Here is a 19615-nt window from a genome sequence, read left to right as displayed (position 1 = left end):
TGGTGTCAACGCAGGTGTTGGAACTGGTTGACCAGGCGAAAGAGGCGATGGAGCGGCTCTGGAGGCAGGCCGTGTCCGACGGGGTGGCGGAGCCCGGCCGATGCGTCCTCTTTTTCGCCAGCAGCAGCGGCGCCGAACGCGCGGTGGTGTTCACCGCCCGCGGCGACAGCTTTGAGCAGGCGTGGGAGCAGGGGGCAGCGGAGGTCCAGGCGCGGTGGCAACGCAGGGAAGTTTCCCCACGATGGCTTCGGGTGGAAGTGGCCTGCTCCGTCCGCCGGACTATCTGGGGTGACATCTGTAAGCAGCTCGCCGCAACCAAGCGCAACTATTGGCGCCATTGCATCGCGTTTGATGCCGAACTGGAAACCGCGTTCCTGGCCCAGGAGTTTTCCGGTGCCGCGCTGCTTTATGACAGCCGCCAGCCGGTAGCCACTCCCAACAGCAACAACTTGCGTGTGTATGCCCGGCGCCGGTATCAGCGGGATCTGGCCTGGCCTGAAGATCCAACGCAGCCGATGTGGTTGTTCGATACCCGTGCGGTTTTTTCCGACGGGCAGGTGGTGGAGGAGATCGAGCACGCGGGCCGTAATCGCGGGTACCGCAGGGTCGACGATTGGGGCGCAGACGTCGTGTTGGACGTGGTGCGTCGGAGCACCGGTTACCTCGCCCGGCAGGTGCAGCCGGGAGGGCGCTACGAGTACGGCTGTTTCCCGTGCTTTGACCGGCCCATCCCTACTTACAACGCGCTTCGCCATGCCAGTTCCACCTATGCGTTGCTGGAAGGCTGGGAACTCACCGGTGATCCTGCGCATGAGGCTGCTGCCCGACTGGCCCTTGATTACCTGTGCAAGCACCTGATCCGCGAAACCGATTTGCCGGATGGGTCGCGGGCGGCGTTCCTGGTGGATACGGGCAACGAGATCAAGTTGGGGGGCAATGGGGTGTGCCTGCTCGCCCTGTGCAAATACACAGAACTGACTGGCGACCGTTGCTATCTGTCGCTGCTCGAGAAGCTCGCGCTGGGCGTGCTTCACATGCAGGACGCTTCAAGCGGCCGGTTTGTGCATGTATTGCACTGGCCGAACCTGGAGGTGAAGGCTGAGCATCGCATTATCTATTACGACGGTGAGGCGGCGTTCGGGCTCATGCGGCTGTACGGCCTGACGCGCGATCCGCGCTGGCTGGCCGCGGTTGAAACTGCATTTGAGTACTTCATCGCCGCAGAGCATTGGCGGGCCCACGATCATTGGCTGTCGTACTGCGTCAACGAGCTGACCCTGTACCGCTCGGACGCGCGCTATTACCGCTTCGGCCTGGACAACGTGCGCGATCACCTCGACTTCGTCCGCACCCGTATCACCACCTTTCCGACGCTGCTGGAGTTGATGATGGCGGCGCGGAAGATGATCGACCGGATCCAGTCCGATCCCGAGCACGCCCATCTTCTGGATGGCTTTGATCTGGAGAAATTCCAGGACGCATTGGAATGGCGCGCCCGCTATCTGCTGTCAGGATTCTTCTGGCCCGAAGTGGCCATGTTCTTCCGCAATCCGCAGAAAATCCTCGACGGATTCTTCATCCGGCACCACGGATTTCGGGTACGCATCGATGATGTGGAGCACTACCTGTCGGGGTATGTGGCCTATTGGAAGTGGCTGCAATCGGCGACCGGCGATGTGTCGGCGCCGATCGCGCTGAAACATGCTGACTCGAAGGTGGTGCCGGATAAAGAAGCCGAGCTGCCCTCTGATCTGGAAGGCCAGCGCAACGGAGAACTCGACGGAGTCATTTTGCAACCGGTCATTGGAGGCTGGCTGCATTGGCGGGCGGCCCAGGCCTGGGATGCAATGCGTGCAGCCGCCCTCGCCGATGGGGTCTTGCTGGAGCCGGCGCACCATCACGACGTCTATCGCCCGCTGGCAATGCAGAAGCGGGTTTTCCTGGCGAATTATCAGGAACAGCAGGTGGCGGATGAGCACACCGTTACCTGGCAGGGGAAGCATTGGAGGCGCAAGGCTGATCATCCGTTGACCCGCGTGCCGGGAACCTCGCAGCATGGGCTGGGGCTGGCCGTTGATATCCATCAGTCCCGAAGCCCTGCGCGAATGGCGTGGCTCAAGCAGAATGCCGCCCGTTACGGGTGGCGCTGGACCGTCCCGAACGAACCCTGGCACATGGAGTACGGCGCGGGCGACCTTCCTCCAGTGGCGGTTACCGACCACTTGGCCGGGCTCGCCAGGCTGAAAGCCCGCAGGGCAGACGGCTGGACGAACGATTCATTGCGTGCGGCCACTGGAGGAACCTGGCTGCGGCCACCAACGAGCACCGACTGGACTGCAACGGGGCTTTGTTTCTGGAAGCCTTCGATGAAGCCAGGGCAACTCGTTGTCGTGCGTTTTGACGAGCAGCCCCTGGGGCTGAAGCCAGAGACGCTGGCAGCGCTTGGCGACGCTCCCGGTGGCGTGATCATGGAGCATGATCGGGAAAACGAGGTCAATCGGGGTATACCGGTATTGCGGGTGAACGATCGCACCCAGGCAGTGCTGCGCATGGGGGCTTTTGCGCGGAGTCAAATGACCGGGCGAGTACTGGCCGTGACCGGCACTTCCGGAAAAACCACTACCGTAAACATGCTTGCGCACGTACTAGAAGCCTACGGCCTGACCAACCGTACCGCGCACAATGCCAATTTGCCTCCGGGTGTGGCCTGGAATCTTGCGTCAATGGATTGGAGGGCGCCTTTCACGGCGCTTGAGCTTGCCGTTGGCCGAATGGGCGAAAGCAGCCGGATGGCCCGGCCCGATGTAGCGCTGATCACAAACGTGGGTGAAGCGCACCTGCGTTACCACGATAACGTCGATGAAATAGCCCGACGGAAGGCGAGGGTTTTCAGCGGCATGCTGCCCGGCGGTTTGGCAGTGTTGAACCGGGACCTGCCGCAATGGCGGATATTCGTCTCCCAGGCGACCCGCTTTGGCCTGAGGATTGTCGGCTTCGGGCGAAGCCGCGGCGCACAGGCGCGGCTGCTGGAGTACAACGCCGCGAGCGGCTCCGTGCATGCCGAGGTGCTGGGGCAGCAAGTGCGCTACCGACTGGGGGCCGCCGGTGAGCACATGGCGATGAACAGCCTGGCCTGCCTGGCGGCAATCGCAGGAATGGGGCTCCCGTTGGAAGCTGCGCTCTCCAGGCTGGCCACTTCAACTGCGCTCTCGGGAAGAGGGGAACTGCTTGATCTGGAGGCGGAAGGGAAGCCGCTGCGCATCATCGACGATGCATACAATGCCAATCCCGCATCAATGGAAGCGGCGTTGCGGCTTGTGGGTCAAATGGAGCCGCCCCTGCAGGGAGGGCGCCGGGTATTGATACTCGGCGACATGAAAGAACTTGAGCCGCGCGCAGAGGAATTGCATGCGGCTCTGGCCCCCGGAGTGCGCGCCGCCCGGCCGGACCTGCTGCTCCTGTGTGGCGAGCTGATGAGGCATCTCGAGAAGGCAGTGGAAGGCGAGATGCCCACCCAGTGGTTCCCGGATGTCGATGCGCTTCAGCCCCGGCTGCTGGAATTTCTGGGGCCGGGAGACCTCGTTCTGGTGAAGAGCTCGGCCGGGACCCGGCTTTCCGGGCTGGTGCGGCATTTGCGGCAGCTGCACGCCCCTTCCGTTGCCCCAATGCAGAGGTGAGCTTCCGGCGGAGATAGCGAAAAAGGGCCGGCAGAATCGTCCAGCTGGCGGCTTTATTGCAGCTTACGCTACCATGCTGGATCAACTCTTCCAGATTGGAAAGGTGGCCCGCGGAAACGCCGGCCGAGTGTGCGACATGGCCACTACCAGCGACCAGTGTTGATTGAACCGCGGGGGCCCATCCGCTAACGGCGCCCTTGCGGCGCTTTTTTTATGTCGCAGGATTTTACGCGGCTTCGCGCGCATGGCGCGCTCCTACAGGTACTGATTCACCGAAGGCTCTCCCCATGATCACGATTACCCTCCCAGACGGCAGCAAGCGCGAATTCGACGGCCCCGTCAGCGTCATGCAGGTGGCCGAATCCATCGGCCCGGGCCTGGCCAAGGCCACGGTGGCCGGCAAGGTGGATGGCCGGCTGGTGGATGCCAGCGACCTGATCAGCCAGGACGCGCAGCTGCAGATCATCACGCCGAAGGACAAGGAGGGCGTGGAGATCATCCGCCACTCCAGCGCCCATCTGGTGGGGCATGCGGTCAAGCAGCTGTATCCGGAAGCCAAGATGGTGATCGGGCCGGTGATCGACGATGGCTTCTACTACGACATCTGGCATGAGCGCCCGTTTACGCCCGAGGACATGGCCGCGATCGAGCAGCGCATGCGCGAGCTGATCGACACCAATTACGACGTCATCAAGCGCATGACCCCGCGCGAAGAGGTCATCGGAATTTTCCAGACCCGGGGCGAGGACTACAAGCTGCGCCTGATCAAGGACATGGGCCCGGAAGTCACCGAGATGGGCCTGTACCACCACCAGGAATACGTGGACATGTGCCGCGGCCCGCACGTGCCGAATACCCGCTTTCTGAAGGTGTTCAAGCTGCTGCGCATTTCCGGCGCCTACTGGCGTGGCGATGCCAAGAACGAACAGCTGCAGCGCATCTACGGCACCGCCTGGGCCGACAAGAAGCAGCTCAACGCTTACGTTCAGCGGATTGAGGAAGCCGAAAAGCGTGATCACCGCCGCATCGGCAAGCAGCAGGAACTGTTCCACCTGCAGGAGGAAGCCCCCGGGCTGGTGTTCTGGCATCCGAAGGGCTGGGCGCTGTGGCAGGCGGTGGAACAGTACATGCGCCAGGTTTACCGCGAGAGCGGCTACGGCGAGGTGCGCTGCCCGCAGATTCTGGACGTGTCCCTGTGGAAGAAATCCGGCCACTGGGACAACTACCAGGAGAACATGTTCTTCACCGAGTCCGAGAAGCGTACCTACGCGGTCAAGCCCATGAACTGTCCGGGACACGTGCAGATCTTCAACCAGGGCCTGCACAGCTACCGCGATCTGCCGATCCGCTACGGCGAGTTCGGCAGCTGCCATCGCAACGAACCGTCCGGCGCGCTGCACGGGATCCTGCGCGTGCGCGGCTTCACCCAGGACGACGGGCATATCTTCTGCACCCGGGAACAGATCGAATCCGAGGTCACCGCCTTCCACGCCCAGGCGATGAAGGTGTATTCGGATTTCGGATTCGACGAAGTGCAGGTCAAGCTGGCGCTGCGCCCGGAGGCCCGCCTGGGCGATGACGCCGTGTGGGACGAGGCCGAAGGGGCGCTGCGATCTGCCCTGGGCGCGGCCGGAGTGGAGTGGGAAGAGCTGCCCGGCGAGGGCGCTTTCTACGGCCCCAAGGTGGAATACCACCTGCGCGACGCCATCGGCCGCACCTGGCAGCTGGGCACCGTGCAGGTGGACTTCATGATGCCGGGCCGCCTTGAAGCCGAGTACGTGGACGAGCACAGCCAGCGGCAGACGCCGGTGATGTTGCATCGGGCCATCGTTGGTTCCATGGAGCGTTTCATCGGCATCCTGATCGAGCATCACGCGGGCGCGTTCCCGGCGTGGCTGGCACCGGTGCAGGCGGTGGTGATGAACATCACCGATGCCCAGGCCGACCACGTGGAAGCGGTGCGAAAAGCCCTTGCGGATCAGGGTTTCCGGGTCGAATCCGATTTGCGCAACGAGAAAATCGGCTATAAGATCAGGGAGCACACCCTGCAGCGGGTGCCGTACCTGTTTGTGGTAGGGGATCGCGAGAAGGAAAATGGCGCGGTTGCCGTCCGCACGAGGGCGGGGGAGGATCTGGGCAGCATGTCGATCGCCGACGTTGCCTCACTTCTTCGTGACGGGCTCGCGCAGGCATAATGTGTGTGTACCGGCGCATTGCGCGCCGGCAGTCCCGGACGCTGACGAGCGGCCGGCTTTATTGATCTTGGAGATTGTAATATCAGCACCCCGGACAAGCAGAATCGCAGGAATCAGGACATCCGTGTACCGCGCGTACGCGTGATCGGATCCGATGGCGAGATGATTGGCTTACTTTCGCGCGACGAGGCCCTCGGCCAGGCGCAGGAAGAAGGACTCGATCTGGTTGAGATCCAGCCCAACGCCGATCCCCCGGTATGCCGGATCATGGATTACGGCAAATTCCGGTTCGACCTGCAGAAAAAGGCCAACCTGGCCAAAAAGAAGCAGAAGCAGGTCGAGATCAAGGAAGTCAAATTCCGCCCGGTCACCGATTCCGGTGACTACGCGATCAAGATGCGCAAGATGCGCGGCTTCCTGGAAGATGGCGACAAGGTCAAGGTGAACATCCGTTTCCGTGGCCGTGAGATGAGCCATCAGGAGCTCGGCCGCGGCATGCTGCAGCGGATCGAAGCGGACCTTGGCGAAGACATCGTGATCGAGTCGCGCCCGCGTATGGAAGGGCGTCAGATGGTCATGATGATCGCCCCCAAGAAGAAGTAGGTCGGGGCTACGCCCCCGACGCGCCATTGCGATTGCATGGCGCGTGATCGGCCGGCATAATGGCCGGCTCCGGTTCGCCGGTGAATTCACGATCCTGTGAGCCGCCTCTGTTCCACCTGCGGATCCACTTGTGGAATTTCCGCATGTAGATCAGGGGCTTGTAACCGGTCTGGGGTTTCCAAGTGCGGCAATGTCCGCCTCCCAGGCCAGAAAGAGACCAAAGGACACCGAAATGCCCAAGATCAAGACCCATCGGGGCGCGGCCAAGCGCTTCCGGAAGACAGCTTCCGGCAAGTACAAGGCTGGCCACGCCAACCGCAGCCACATCCTGACCAAGATGACGACGAAGCGGAAGCGCAACCTCCGTCAGACGAACCACATTCCGGCGTGCGACAGCGGTCGTCTCGACCGTATGCTGCCGTATCTCTGAGGAGGACTGAACAATGGCACGAGTCAAGCGCGGTGTTCAGGCCCGCCGTCGTCACAAGAAGGTCCTGAGCCAGGCCAAGGGTTATTACAACGCACGCCGCAAGGTGTTCCGCGTTGCCAACCAGGCGGTCATCAAGGCCCAGCAGTACGCTTACATCCACCGCAAGCAGAAGAAGCGTAATTTCCGCTCGCTGTGGATCGTCCGCATCAACGCGGCAGCCCGCGTCAACGGCCTGAGCTACAGCCGTTTCATGAACGGTCTGATGAAGGCCGGCATCACCCTGGACCGCAAGGTGCTGGCGGACATCGCCGTGCACGATGCGTCCGGTTTTGCCGCGCTGGCCGAAAAGGCCAAGGGCGCGCTCGCAGCGTAAGTTGTCCCGTACCGCGCCGCCTTGAACGGTGGCGCGGCCGGACATCGATGTACACGCATGGGGAAGGGCGCAAGTCCTTCCCCATTGTTTTTTGCGTTGGGGTAAATGGGGCCCATGGCTGATATCGAACAGATCAACCGGCAGGCGCTGGCGGACATTGCCGCCGCGTCGAGTCCCGATGCGCTTGAAGCGCTGCGGGTGTCGCTGCTGGGCAAGCAGGGCAGCGTGACCGCGCTGCTCAAGGGACTGGGCGCGCTGCCCGCCGCGGAGCGCAAGGCCGCCGGCGCGGGGATCAACAAGGTTCGCGATGCGCTGGGCAAGGCCCTGGCCGAACGGCGACAGGTGCTTGATGACGCAGCGCTGGACGCGCGTCTGGCCTCCGAGGCGATCGATGTGACCCTGCCGGGGCGCGACGCCGATCGCGGCGGCGTGCATCCGATCAGCCGCACCATCGAACGCATCGCCGACATCTTTGGTCGTCTCGGTTACGAGCGTGCGGAAGGTCCCGAGATCGAGGACGACTGGCACAACTTCGAAGCGCTGAACTTCCCGCCGCATCATCCGGCGCGGGCGATGCACGACACCTTCTACACCGCCGGCGAGGGCAGCGACCGCCGCGTGCTGCGCACGCACACATCGGGCGTGCAGGTGCGCTACATGGGCGAGCACATCGCATCGGGCAAGAGCGGGCCGCTGCGGATGATTGCGCTGGGCAAGGTGTACCGCTCCGATTCGGACCAGACCCACTCGCCGATGTTCCACCAGTGCGAGGGCCTGCTGGTGGATGAGCACGCCAACTTCGCCGACCTCAAGGGCACCCTGGCCGAGTTCATCAAGGCGTTCTTCGAGCGCGACTTCGAGATGCGCTTCCGGCCGAGCTATTTCCCCTTCACCGAGCCTTCGGCGGAAGTGGATATCGCCTGGCAGCAGCCTGACGGTTCCACCCGCTGGCTCGAGGTGCTGGGCTGCGGCATGGTGCACCCGAACGTGCTGCGCAACGTGGGCATCGATCCGGAGAAGTACACCGGCTTTGCCTTCGGCATGGGCGTGGAACGGCTGGCGATGCTGCGTTACGGGGTGACCGACCTGCGCGCGTTCTTCGAGAACGATGTGCGCTTCCTCAGGCAGTTCGCCTAGCACGGCACTGGTTCACCGGATGGCGCCCGCCGGGCGCGGATCGGATCAACTGGATTGGCGGGGCATATCCCGCCCGACGGATTACGAACGATGAAGTTTTCGGAAAACTGGCTGCGCCAACACGTTTCCCTGGATGCCGACAGCGCTGCGCTGGAGCACCGGCTCACCGCCATCGGCCTGGAGGTCGAAGGCGTGGAGCGGCTGGGCGACGGGCTGGACGGGGTGGTGGTTGCCCGCATCCTGTCGTGTGAAAAGCACCCGCAGGCCGACCGCCTGCAGGTCTGCCAGGTGGATGCCGGGCAGGGCGAGCCGCTGCAGATCGTGTGCGGTGCTCCCAACGCCCGCGCCGGGCTGGTGGCACCGCTGGCCATGGTCGGCGCGCGCCTGGGCGAGATCAAAATCAAGGCCGCCAAGCTGCGCGGGGTCGAGTCCAACGGCATGCTGTGTTCGGCCAAAGAGCTGGGCGTGGATGCCGACGTATCCGGTTTGATGGAGCTGCCCGCGGATGCGTCGGTGGGCACGCCATTGGCCGATTATCTGGGTCTTCCCGACAATGTGATCGAGCTGGGCATCACACCCAACCGCGCCGACTGCCTGGGCCTGCGCGGCCTGGCTTTCGATGTGGGCGCGGCATTTGGAGCCACCGTGTCCGGGTTTGATCCCGAACCGGTACCGGCCGCCAGCGATTCGGCGCTCAATGTTGAGCTGCATGCCGGCGCCGATGCGCCGCGCTACCTCGGCCGGGTGATTGAAGGCGTGGACGCCAGCGTTGCCACCCCGATATGGATGGCGGAGCGCCTGCGCCGCGGCGGTATCCGTCCGGTCAGCTTCCTGGTGGACGTGACCCAGTACGTGATGCTTGCGCTGGGCCAGCCCATGCATGCCTTCGATCGCGACCTGCTGAAGGGTCCGGTGGGTGTGCGCCGCGCCCGCGCCGGCGAAAAGCTGGTGCTGCTGGATGGGCGTGAAGTGGATCTGGACCCCGAGTTTCTCGCCGTCACCGACGCGGACCGCGTCGTGGCGCTGGCCGGACTGATGGGTGGCCAGGGCACCCGGGTGACCGATACCACCCGCAATGTATTCCTCGAATCCGCGCACTTTGCACCCACCGTGATTGCCGGGCGCAGCCGTCGGCTGGGCTTGCATACCGATGCCGCGCACCGGTTTGAGCGTGGCGTGGATCCGGAGCTTCCCCGTGCAGCGATGGAGACTGCCACCCGCTTGATCCTGGAAATTGCAGGCGGCACGCCGGGACCGGTCACCGAAGCAGTGCTGACCGAACACCTGTCGCAGCCGACCGCAATCGGGCTTCGACGCGAACGCCTGGCCCGGGTACTGGGCGTGCAGGTGGATGACGCCGAGGTGGGCCGGATCCTGCGTGCGCTTGGCATGGCGGTGGAAGAGACCGCCGAGGGCTGGCAGGCCACGCCGCCGAGTCGCCGCTTCGACCTGTCGATCGAGGAAGATTTGATCGAAGAAGTGGCCCGTATCCACGGCTACGACCGCGTGCCCACGACGCTGCCCAGCGGTGCGACCCGGGTGGTTGCGGATTCCGAAGGGCAGGTGACGGAGTCGGATCTGCGTCGCCACATGGTGGGACGTGACTGGCTGGAGGCAGTGAACTTCGCCTTCGTGGATGCTGAATTTCTGGCCAGCTGGCAGCTGCAGCAGAGCGCCGTGCCCCTGGCCAACCCGCTCAGCGCGGAACTGGGCGTGATGCGCACCGCGCTGCTGCCCGGTCTGGTGGATGCGCTTGGCCGTAACACTGCGCGCCAGCAGTCGCGGGTGCGGCTGTTCGAGATCGGCAGGACCTTTACCGCCTCGGGGCCGGGCAACGCGCCGGTGGAAACGCCACGTATCGCTGCGGCGGCAATGGGCGATGCGCGGGTTGAGCAGTGGGGCGGAGAGTCCCGTGCGGTCGATTTCCACGACCTCAAGGGCGACCTGGACAGTCTGGCGGCATGCGCAGGTGCGCGGCTGGAATACCGTCCCTCGCAGGCCGCGCACGGGCATCCGGGCCGTTCGGCCGATGTCTACCGTGATGGCGAGCGCATCGGCTGGATCGGCGAGCTGCATCCGCGGCTGCTGCGCAAGCTGGACCTGGATCATGCGGTGATCGGCCTCGAGGTGGACCTGGAGCCGCTGCGCCTGCGCGCACTGCCGCAGGTGCAGTCGCTGGGCCGCTTCCCATCGGTGCGCCGGGATCTGGCCTTCGTGGTGCCGGAGGAAGTCACCTGGGCCGCGCTGGAGGCGTCCATCCGCGCCGCCGCAGGACCGCTGCTGGTGGGCCTTGGACTGTTTGACGTCTATCAGGGCGCCGGCGTAGAAAACGGGTTCAAGAGCCTTGCTATGGGCTTGATCCTTCAGGAGAAATCGCGCACTCTGACTGAGCGTGACGTTGATGAAGTGGTGCAGGGCGTGACCCATGCACTGCAGCAGGAACACGGCGCGCGCATTCGCAGTTGAGGATCCGGTAAGCGGTATGGCACTGACCAAGGCACAAATGGCCGAACGGCTGTACGAAGAAGTCGGCCTGAACAAGCGCGAGGCGAAGGAATTCGTTGACGCGTTTTTCGAGGTGCTGCGCGAGGCGCTCCAGCAAGGGCGCCAGATCAAGCTGTCCGGCTTTGGAAACTTCGACCTGCGGCGCAAGAACGAGCGTCCGGGTCGCAACCCCAAAACCGGCGAGGAGATTCCGATTTCCGCGCGTACGGTGGTCACCTTCCGCCCTGGGCAGAAGCTCAAGGAGCGGGTCGAGGCGTATACGCCGGGAGAGGAGAATGCTTGATCCAGGGAGCAATCGGGAGCTGCCGCCGATTCCCGCCAAGCGCTATTTCACCATCGGTGAAGTCAGCGAACTGTGCGATGTAAAGCCGCACGTCCTGCGCTACTGGGAAACCGAATTTCCCGGCCTGAGCCCCGTCAAGCGGCGCGGCAACCGTCGCTATTACCAGCGACACGATGTGCTGATGGTGCGCCAGATCCGCGGGTTGCTGTACGAACAGGGCTACACCATCGGTGGCGCCCGCCAGCGCCTGGAGGGCGACGATGCCCGCCAGGAGTCCTCGATGAGCGGCCAGATCCTGCGTCAGGTGCGTGCCGAGCTGGAAGAAGTTCTGCAGACTCTGCGGCGCTGATGCGGGTATAATGTTTCGATCAACGGGGTGTAGCGCAGCCTGGTAGCGCACTTGTCTGGGGGACAAGTGGTCGTCGGTTCGAATCCGGCCACCCCGACCAAATCTGTTTTAAATCAGCGGCTTACGAGATTTCCTCGGAGCCGCTTTTTTATTGCGGTCCTGCTGCTCCAGGGCTCGTCTTGATCGGCCACGGAGCAATGATTGCAGGTGGCTCGCCTGTTTCCGATTCGATCTCGGCAGCCAGGGCCAGCGCGGCGGCCTGGGCGTGGATGCGGTCGTCGCACATTTCCCAGTGCCGGTCGGGGCTGAGAACCTCGTAGCGGCCGTGGGCCTCCCTGATCTGAATCACGTGGAACTCCTGGCGGTGTGGGGGCCAGCAGCGCCCGCGTCCATGCGGCGCGCCCGCGGCCGCTGGAGAGCCTCACGGACGGGGAAGATCCGATCGGAGCCGGTCGCGGTGCTGGTTGGATCATGATGTCCCAGGGCGTCGGCGCCGGGTATCGGCGAATGCCGGTCGCCGGGGTCAGGAAACTCTGACCCTTCAGGCTCCCTGGGGTTGCCCGTCGCCGGTAACGGCCTGTTTCCCGGTGTGCATGGCCACGCGATTGCGACCGGAGTGCTTGGCGCGATACAGCGCTGCGTCTGCGCGCTCGATCCATTCCTCAAAAGTGAGGCAGTCGCGGCTGGCGGCAGCCATGCCCACGCTGACGCTGACCCGCGTATCGGACGTGGCAGACAGCGGAATCGACTCGATCTCCGCGCGGATTGCCTCTGCGATCCGCTCGGCCTCCAGCGCATTCCTGCCGGGCAGCAGCAGGGTGAATTCGTCGCCACCATAGCGGCCGGCTTCGCCGATGCCCGCCACGTGGGCGCGAAGCGTGTGGGCGACGGATCTCAGCACCTCATCGCCAAACGCGTGCCCGTGGCGATCGTTGCAAAGTTTGAAATTGTCCAGGTCGAGCATGAGCAGCACCGCCGGCGTGCCGGCTTGCTGATGCCGGCGCAAGGCCTGAGTGGCCAGTTCCTGCCAGTGGCGGCGCGCCAGCAGTCCGGTCAGTCCGTCCACCCGGCTGAGTTCATCCAACTGCCTGTTCTTGTCCTGGATGCGGTGGACGAGGCGGTTGCTGCCCAAGCTGACTGCGATGGTATGGATCATCAGCATCGGAAGGCTGGCCACCATCACCGCCATGCTGGTGACGGGTTGGGCGGCAAAACCGGTGAGCAGTCCGGTGAGCAACAGCCCGCCCAGCATCCCCGGCAGCGACCACAGCCACAGCCTGGGAATGCCGGTGTTGATCTTGTCGACCGTCACCAGGGTCAGCAGCAATACGCAGGGCAGCAGGTTGAACTGCAGCAGGGGGATCCATATGCCGACCAGGGCCGAATCCGCCAGCAGGTTGCGCACCTCGGCGTGATAGGGGTTGGAGTTGCGGGTAGCCAGCAGGAACGCCAGGTGTGGCCACAGGACGGCGGTGAAAAGCCATAGCAGCCACAGCGGGAGCGGGGCATCATTTTCCATCAGTACCGCAGCGATGCCCACGCCACCCAGGCCCATGCCCAGAATCCGGTAGCGATAGATCCGCCAGGGAAGCCGGGCGAACGCATGCTGCATGCGCTCGGCCGCACGGGGCGAGCGCCTGGATTCCCCGTCCGTGGGACGCGGTTGCGTTTGCAAGCTTTTCCCCTCGCTGCACGGGCAGTGGATAGCGGGAATGATAAGCCCCGCCCGGGGGAAGCGTTAATGCCGTGTGCGGGCGGTCAGATTACGCCTGCGGACGTGCGCGGTTGTGCGTCGGGCAGTGATCCGGGCTGCAGACCGGGCCACCGGGCAAGCACGGCGGCGCGGATACCGGCTTCGTCCAGCCCGGCTTCCGCCAGCAGGTCTTCGCGGCTGGCGTGGTGCTGGAAAGCGTCGGGCAAACCCAGCTGCAGCATCGGCAGCGTGATGCCCTCGGCATGCAGCAACTCGCCCACTGCGGACCCGGCGCCGCCCATCACCACGTTGTCTTCCAGGGTGACAAAGCCTTCATGGGTTTTCGCCAGCTCCACAAGCAGGTCGCGGTCCAGCGGTTTGATGAAGCGCATATTGACCACCGTCAGGCCCAGCTCCGCGCCCACGCGCTCGGCCGCCGGCACAATGGCGCCGAAGGCAAGCAGGGCCACGCGGCTACCCGGCAGGCGTACCTGGGCCTTGCCGATGGGCAGGGTCTCCAGGCTGGTCTGCACCTGCACGCCGGGACCGGTGCCGCGCGGGTAGCGCACTGCCGCCGGCCCGGGATGCCGGAAGCCGGTGGTCAGCAGCTTGTGGCATTCGTCTTCGTCGGCCGGGGCCATGAGCACCATGTTGGGCACGCAGCGCAGGAAGCTGAGGTCCAGGTTGCCGGCGTGGGTGGCGCCATCCGGGCCGACCACGCCGCCGCGATCAATGGCGAAGGTCACGTCCAGGTTCTGGATGGCGACGTCGTGCACCAGCTGATCGTAGCCGCGCTGCAGGAAGGTGGAGTAGATCGCCACCACCGGCTTGGCGCCTTCGGTGGCCATGCCGGCGGCCAGGGTGACCGCGTGCTGCTCGGCGATCGCCACATCGAAATAACGTTCCGGGTGTTCCTTGCTGAAGCGCACCAGGCCCGAGCCCTCGCGCATGGCCGGGGTGATCGCCATCAGCCTGTCGTCGGCAACGGCCATGTCGCACAGCCAGTTGCCGAAGATGTCGGTATAGGTCGGGTTCTTCGGCCCGCCCTTGGGCACCACGCCCTTGGCCGGGTCGAACGGGGAGACGGCGTGGTAGCCGATCTGGTCGCCTTCTGCCAGCTCGAAGCCCTTGCCCTTGGTGGTGATCACGTGCAGCAGCTGGGGACCCTTCAGGCCCTTGAGCGTGCGCAGCGCGCCTACCAGCGCCTTCGTGTCGTGACCGTCGATCGGGCCGGTGTAGTGGAAGCCCATCTCCTCGAACAGGGTGGAGGGCACGAACATGCCTTTCCACTGGCCTTCCCAGCGTTTGACGAAGCGCGCCGGCGGGCTGTGCTTGTCGCCAAGCAGCTTCTTGCCGCCCTCGCGCAGGGCATTGAGCGTGCTGCTGCCGCTCATGCGTCCGAGCATGCGGGTCAGGCCGCCGACCGCCTCGGAAATCGACATGCGGTTGTCGTTGAGGATCACCAGAACGTCGGGATCGGTCTCCATGCCGCCGGCATGGTTAAGGGCCTCGTAGGCCATCCCCGCGGTCATGGCACCATCGCCGATCACGGCGATTACTTTGCGATTGTTGCCGGCCTGGGCGTTGGCGATCGCCATTCCCAGGGCGGCGGAAATCGAGGTGCTGGAATGACCGACGCCGAAGGTGTCGAATTCGCTTTCCTCACGCTTGGGGAACGGCGCCACGCCGTCTTTCTGCTTGACGGTGTGGATGCTGTCGCGGCGGCCGGTGAGGATCTTGTGCGGGTAGCACTGGTGGCCAACGTCCCAGACGATGCGGTCCTCGGGCGTGTTGTAGAGCCAGTGCAGGACGGTGGTCAGCTCGACCACGCCCAGTCCGGCGCCGAAGTGGCCGCCGGATTTCCCAACCGATTCGATCAGGTAGTTACGCAGTTCGTCGGCGATCTGGGGGAGCTCGGCTTCGTCGAAGCCGCGCAGGTCGGCCGGCGAATCAATCCGCGCGAGCCGCGGATAGCGTTTGATGTCGATCATGCGGGCATTTTCGCCCCCCGGGTCGCGGGGGGCAAGGCAACGCCCGGCGGTGAGGGGTGCAGTGCGTTCAGGATCTGCTGCGCAGACGCCGGAAAAAGCCGGTGGGACGCGGTGGTGCCTCGGGTTCGGGCTCCGGTTCGGGTACGAATTCGGCAAAGCCCGTTGCAAGGTTGGCGTTGATGAAATCAGCCACTTCGCCCGCTTCTGCGCCGCTGGTCTCTGCAATCTCGGCCAGGGTGGCCGGGCCTTTCATCATCGCGGTGGCTATACGGAAGTGGCGGGCGAACTCGCGTTCGCTCTGCTGCCACTTGGTGAGCCGGTAGCGGCCGTCCGGGTCATGTTCGGGCAGCAGCGTGCCGTGGCCCGCCAGCAGGCCCCCCAGCCATTGCAGGCGCTGCAGGGGCTGGGCGGTGCCGGCGGTGGCGATGCCGGCGTTCCAGGTGGCTTCGTCCACGGGGCTGAAGTCCTCGCGGGCCACGGGCTCTTCGAAATACCGGGTCAGCGGCTTGAGCAGCTGGGGGCCGTAATACCGGCGGGCATCGGCATCGATCCACAGCTCGGGGCCGTTACCCCGGCGGAAACGCAGCCGGCCCTGCAGTGCCTGGGGTGTCATCCAGTCGGCGAACATGGGGTCGCGCGGTGGGGGGGCTGGTTCGGGTTCCGGCTCCTGTTGCGGCTCCGGCTCTGTGGGCTCCTCCACCATCGTGGGTGCCGGCTGCATCTCCGGGGGCGGCGAGGCGAGGGCAGTCTCGGCAGCAGCATCGTCCACACTCGCGGGAACGGCCAGCCTGACGGCAAGGGAAACGGGTTCTGATACCGGTGCCGGGGCCGGGGCAACGCTGCTGTCCGGGGAAGGCACCTGCGGCGCGGGGGTGGTTTCCACCGCGGGTTCCGCGACCGGATCGGCCGCGTCGCCGGTGCTGTCGGCGATTTCCTGCAGCAGTTGCACCATGGCCTCCGTATCGAACGGGCGGCCGAGGCGGAAGTCGGCCTGGGTGCGGGCCGCAGCGGTCAACCCGATGACCTGCTTGCCGGCGGCATGCAGGCGCAGCCAACCCATCGGACCGTACAGGCTGTCCATGTCGATGATGACGTAGTCGGCAGTGTCGCTGTCAGCCAGCGTGAAGCGCCCGGGGAAACTTCCGACGGCTTCGGAGAACGCGGCGCCGAGCGCGGTTTCCGTGGCCTGGTCCATGCTGGTGAAACCGAGAGTCAAAGCCATGCTGCAGCGATACCGTGATGAAAGTCCCGAGTTTAGCCGGATTCACGATCAGGCTCCCCGGTGACTCCCGCGCGCCGGCGGGGTCAGCCCCGCTGCCGCGGATTTCTGGGCAGCTGCGACTTCAGGAACGCCATCTGGTCGGCGAGGATGTTGCGGTTGGACAGGATCAGGTGTTCGATCCAGCTCGGCCGATAGGGCACGGCCAGCAGCGGCATCGAGGCCTGGGCCGGGGTGCGGCCGCCCTTGCGCGAGTTGCAGTGGTAACAGGCGGTGATCACGTTTTCCCACAAATCACGCCCGCCCTGGGATTGGGGAATCACATGATCGCGGGTGAGCTTGCTGCGGGCGTAACCATGGCCGCAGTACAGGCACAGGTGCTGGTCGCGGGCGAACAGGGCCGTGTTGGTCAGCGCAGGGGTGGGGTTGAGCGCAGCGCCGGAAGCATGCCCCCGTGCCGCGATGATCGGGTGCAGCGCCAGGATGCTGCGCGCGCCGCTGACGCGGTTGATGCCGCCATGCACCTGCAGGCAGGGTTCGCCTAGGGTCCAGGTGACGGCATCGCGCGCGTAGAGGCAGGCCGCATCCTGCCAGCTGATCCAGTCGAGGACGCGGCCATGTGCATCAAGGGAGAGCAGACGGACGCTGCCCAGCGGCAGCGGGCGCGCCGCGACAGGAGGGGGTCCCGTGGATGTTGTGGGCGAAGCATCGGCAACCGGCGTGCCAGGTCCGGCGGGGAGCAGGCGAAGCTTCGCGCTGACGTCCTTCATCGAGCAAACAGCATATACCCGATTTATGACGCCGTGTGTATCGCTCAGAAAGCCTCGGCGTCCAGTGACATCAGCGCATCCGCGCCGCTTTCGATCGCGGCCTTGTGCGCCCGGGTGCGCGGCAGGATGCGGGCGAAGTAGAAGCGCGCCGTTTCCAGCTTGGCCTGCTTGAACGCTGCGGGCTGTGCACTGTCAGCGGTCGCGGCCACGCTGCGGGCCCACCAGTACGCCAGGGTCACGTAGCCCGAATAGAACAGGTAGTCCCAGGATGCGGCGCCGATCTCTTCCGGGTTGCCGGCGGCCCGCTGGGCGATGGCGCCGGTGAGCGCCTGCCACTCGCTCGCAGCGGCCCGCAGCGGTGCGATGAACTCGGCCACCAGGGCGTCATCCGCATTGGCATTGCAGAACTCGTCGATCATGCCCAGGAACAGGCGCAGTCCCGCACCCTCCAGCTGCATGGTCTTGCGGCCCATCAGGTCCAGCGCCTGGATGCCGGTGGTGCCTTCGTAGAGGGTGGTGATGCGGGCGTCGCGGGCCAGCTGCTCCATGCCGTGTTCGGCAATGTAGCCGTGGCCGCCGAAGCACTGCATGGCGTTGTAGGTGCACTCGATGCCCCACTCGGTCAGGCAGCCTTTGACAATCGGGGTGAGGAACCCGAGCAGGGTGTCGGCCTGCTTGCGCTCCTCGGCATCCTTGGCGTGGGCGACGGTGTCCACCAGGGTGCCTGCGTGGGTGCCGAGCAGGCGGCCGCCTTCCACCAGCGCCTTGCAGGTCAGCAGCATGCGGCGCACGTCCGGGTGGACGATGATCGGATCGGCGGGCTTGTCCGGTGCCTTGGGACCGGACAGGGAGCGCATCTGCAGCCGCTCGCGGGAATAGGCCAGGGCGTTCTGCAGGGCGCGCTCGGACAGGCCCAGACCCTGCAGGCCGACGGCCACGCGGGCGGAGTTCATCATGGTGAACATTGCCATCAGGCCGCGGTTCGGTTCGCCCACCAGCCAGCCCTGGGAGTCGTCCAGGTTCAGCACGCAGGTGGCCGAGCCGTGGATGCCCATCTTGTGTTCCAGCGCGCCGCAACGCACGCCGTTGGCTTCGCCGGAATTGCCCTCCGCGTCCACCTTGCGCTTGGGCACCACGAACAGGGAAATCCCCCGCGAGCCTTCCGGCGCGTCGGGCAGACGCGCCAGCACCAGGTGCACGATGTTGTCGGTGAAATCATGCTCGCCGGCGGTGATGAAGATCTTGGTGCCGTTGATCTGGTAGCTGCCGTCCGCGTTCGGCGTGGCGCGGGTCTTGAGCAGGCCCAGGTCGGTGCCGCAGTGCGGCTCGGTCAGGCACATGGTGCCGGTCCAGCGACCGTCCACCAGCGGCTTGAGGAAGGTGTTCCGCTGCCAGTCGTCGCCGTGGTGGAGCAGTGCTTCCACCGCGCCGTGCGAGAGCAGCGGGAAGTTGCCCCAGGCCAGGTTGGCCGCGTCGATCATTTCCTTCAGTGACATGCCCAGGGTGTGCGGTAGGCCCTGGCCGCCGAACTCCGGCGGCGCGTTGAGCGCCGGCCAGCCGCCATCCACATATTGCTCATAGGCCTCGCGGAAGCCGGGCGGGGTGGTGACCGCACCCGTGGCCTTGTCGAAGCTGCAACCGATCTCGTCGCCAACGCTGTTGAGCGGTGCCAGGACCGCTTCGGTGAAGCGTGCGCCTTCTTCGAGAATCGCATCCACCACATCGCGGCTCGCATCGTCCAGGCCAAGGCGCTGGAACAGCGGTTCAACGTTGAGCACATCGTGGAGGACGAAGCGGATGTCGGTCAGGGGAGCTTTGTAGCTGGACATGGCATTCCGTTGGCTGGGAAGGGGGAAGGGGGTCGGAAATGAGGGTGCAACAGGCGGGCGACAGTCGCCGTCAGCGCAGCACGCCCGGCAGGCCGGGCATCGGGCTCAGCACGCCTTCGCGCTTGATCGGATACTCGCGGACGCTGCCGCGATCGACAGGCGCCGCACTGGTGTTGCCCTGCAGGGAATAGGACACGCCGCGGCCGGCGGCCAGCGCATCGGCCAGCAGCAGGCGCGCCTGCGCCGAGGGTGTCAGGTCGACGCTGATCACGTCCGCCGACTCCTGGGAGATCTGCAGCTGCGGGCTGGCTTGCAGGCTGCCGGCGGCCTCACCGTTGACCTGCATTTCAAGCTGCAAGTGATCAAAGCGCATGGCGATGCTGCTGTAGTTCTGCACCCGCAGGTCGATCGACCAGCTGCCATCGGCTTCAACGGTGAGCTGCTGGATGCTGGCGGCCGGTTCGGACACCCGGCGCACCGGCCCGGTGCTGCACGCGGTCACCAGTGCGGCGGTGATCAGGATCAGGAAAGGCAGACACTTCTTCATGCGGGGCAATCTCC

General features: G+C 65.2%; 16 protein-coding genes and 1 tRNA gene. 10 read left to right on the top strand and 7 right to left on the bottom strand.

The annotated features are described in order from the left end of the window. Positions 1-2: 2 nt before the first annotated feature. The 10 genes from WCE59_RS07900 (at position 3) to WCE59_RS07855 (ending at position 11652) form a co-directional block, all read left to right on the top strand. Positions 3-3677, top strand: coding sequence for a Mur ligase family protein (locus tag WCE59_RS07900; protein WP_343258199.1), 3675 nt, complete (start codon positions 3-5; stop codon positions 3675-3677). 287 nt (positions 3678-3964) lie between these two features. Then, positions 3965-5872, top strand: a complete 1908-nt coding sequence (thrS, locus tag WCE59_RS07895) for a threonine--tRNA ligase (RefSeq protein WP_343258198.1) — start codon at positions 3965-3967, stop codon at positions 5870-5872. 81 nt (positions 5873-5953) lie between these two features. Beyond that, the gene (infC, locus tag WCE59_RS07890) at positions 5954-6475 is read left to right on the top strand and encodes a translation initiation factor IF-3 (protein WP_343258340.1); all 522 of its coding nucleotides are present in this window, start codon (positions 5954-5956) and stop codon (positions 6473-6475) included. Between the two features lie 232 nt (positions 6476-6707). After that, positions 6708-6905 (top strand): 50S ribosomal protein L35, encoded by a 198-nt coding sequence (gene rpmI, locus WCE59_RS07885; RefSeq protein WP_343258197.1) that lies wholly within the window; start codon positions 6708-6710, stop codon positions 6903-6905. A gap of 13 nt (positions 6906-6918) precedes the next feature. After that, entirely contained in the window at positions 6919-7278 is a 360-nt protein-coding gene (gene rplT, locus WCE59_RS07880; RefSeq protein ID WP_343258196.1) for a 50S ribosomal protein L20, read from the top strand. A gap of 114 nt (positions 7279-7392) precedes the next feature. Then, entirely contained in the window at positions 7393-8415 is a 1023-nt protein-coding gene (pheS, locus tag WCE59_RS07875; protein ID WP_343258195.1) for a phenylalanine--tRNA ligase subunit alpha, read from the top strand. Between the two features lie 90 nt (positions 8416-8505). Next, on the top strand, positions 8506-10881 hold the full coding sequence (pheT, locus tag WCE59_RS07870; RefSeq protein WP_343258194.1) for a phenylalanine--tRNA ligase subunit beta: 2376 nt from the start codon (positions 8506-8508) through the stop codon (positions 10879-10881). A gap of 16 nt (positions 10882-10897) precedes the next feature. After that, positions 10898-11203, top strand: coding sequence for an integration host factor subunit alpha (locus WCE59_RS07865; protein WP_343258193.1), 306 nt, complete (start codon positions 10898-10900; stop codon positions 11201-11203). Beyond that, on the top strand, positions 11196-11552 hold the full coding sequence (locus tag WCE59_RS07860) for a MerR family transcriptional regulator (RefSeq protein WP_343258192.1): 357 nt from the start codon (positions 11196-11198) through the stop codon (positions 11550-11552). The genes WCE59_RS07865 and WCE59_RS07860 overlap by 8 nt, the downstream gene beginning before the upstream one ends. A 23-nt stretch (positions 11553-11575) precedes the next feature. Next, positions 11576-11652, top strand: a tRNA-Pro gene (locus WCE59_RS07855). A 48-nt stretch (positions 11653-11700) separates the two neighbouring features. Here WCE59_RS07855 and WCE59_RS07850 read toward each other — a convergent pair. From WCE59_RS07850 to WCE59_RS07820, 7 genes are all read right to left on the bottom strand, one after another. After that, positions 11701-11901: a hypothetical protein gene (locus WCE59_RS07850; protein WP_343258191.1), complete on the bottom strand. Its 201-nt coding sequence runs from the start codon at positions 11899-11901 to the stop codon at positions 11701-11703. A gap of 192 nt (positions 11902-12093) precedes the next feature. Next, entirely contained in the window at positions 12094-13227 is a 1134-nt protein-coding gene (locus WCE59_RS07845) for a GGDEF domain-containing protein (protein WP_343258190.1), read from the bottom strand. Between the two features lie 83 nt (positions 13228-13310). Continuing rightward, entirely contained in the window at positions 13311-15236 is a 1926-nt protein-coding gene (dxs, locus tag WCE59_RS07840) for a 1-deoxy-D-xylulose-5-phosphate synthase (protein ID WP_343258189.1), read from the bottom strand. Positions 15237-15303: 67 nt separating this feature from the next. Continuing rightward, positions 15304-16458, bottom strand: coding sequence for a hypothetical protein (locus WCE59_RS07835; RefSeq protein WP_343258188.1), 1155 nt, complete (start codon positions 16456-16458; stop codon positions 15304-15306). Between the two features lie 83 nt (positions 16459-16541). Next, a complete protein-coding gene (locus tag WCE59_RS07830) occupies positions 16542-17225 on the bottom strand; it encodes an HNH endonuclease (RefSeq protein WP_343258187.1) in 684 nt (227 codons plus the stop codon). A gap of 44 nt (positions 17226-17269) precedes the next feature. After that, a complete protein-coding gene (locus WCE59_RS07825; protein WP_343258186.1) occupies positions 17270-19054 on the bottom strand; it encodes an acyl-CoA dehydrogenase C-terminal domain-containing protein in 1785 nt (594 codons plus the stop codon). A gap of 70 nt (positions 19055-19124) precedes the next feature. Beyond that, on the bottom strand, positions 19125-19601 hold the full coding sequence (locus tag WCE59_RS07820) for an LEA type 2 family protein (RefSeq protein ID WP_343258185.1): 477 nt from the start codon (positions 19599-19601) through the stop codon (positions 19125-19127). Between the last annotated feature and the right edge of the window lie 14 nt (positions 19602-19615).

Source organism: Luteimonas qiangzhengi, from assembly GCF_039548515.1.
Classification (GTDB): Bacteria; Pseudomonadota; Gammaproteobacteria; order Xanthomonadales; family Xanthomonadaceae; genus Luteimonas.
This window is presented reverse-complemented; position numbering and strand designations above follow the sequence as displayed.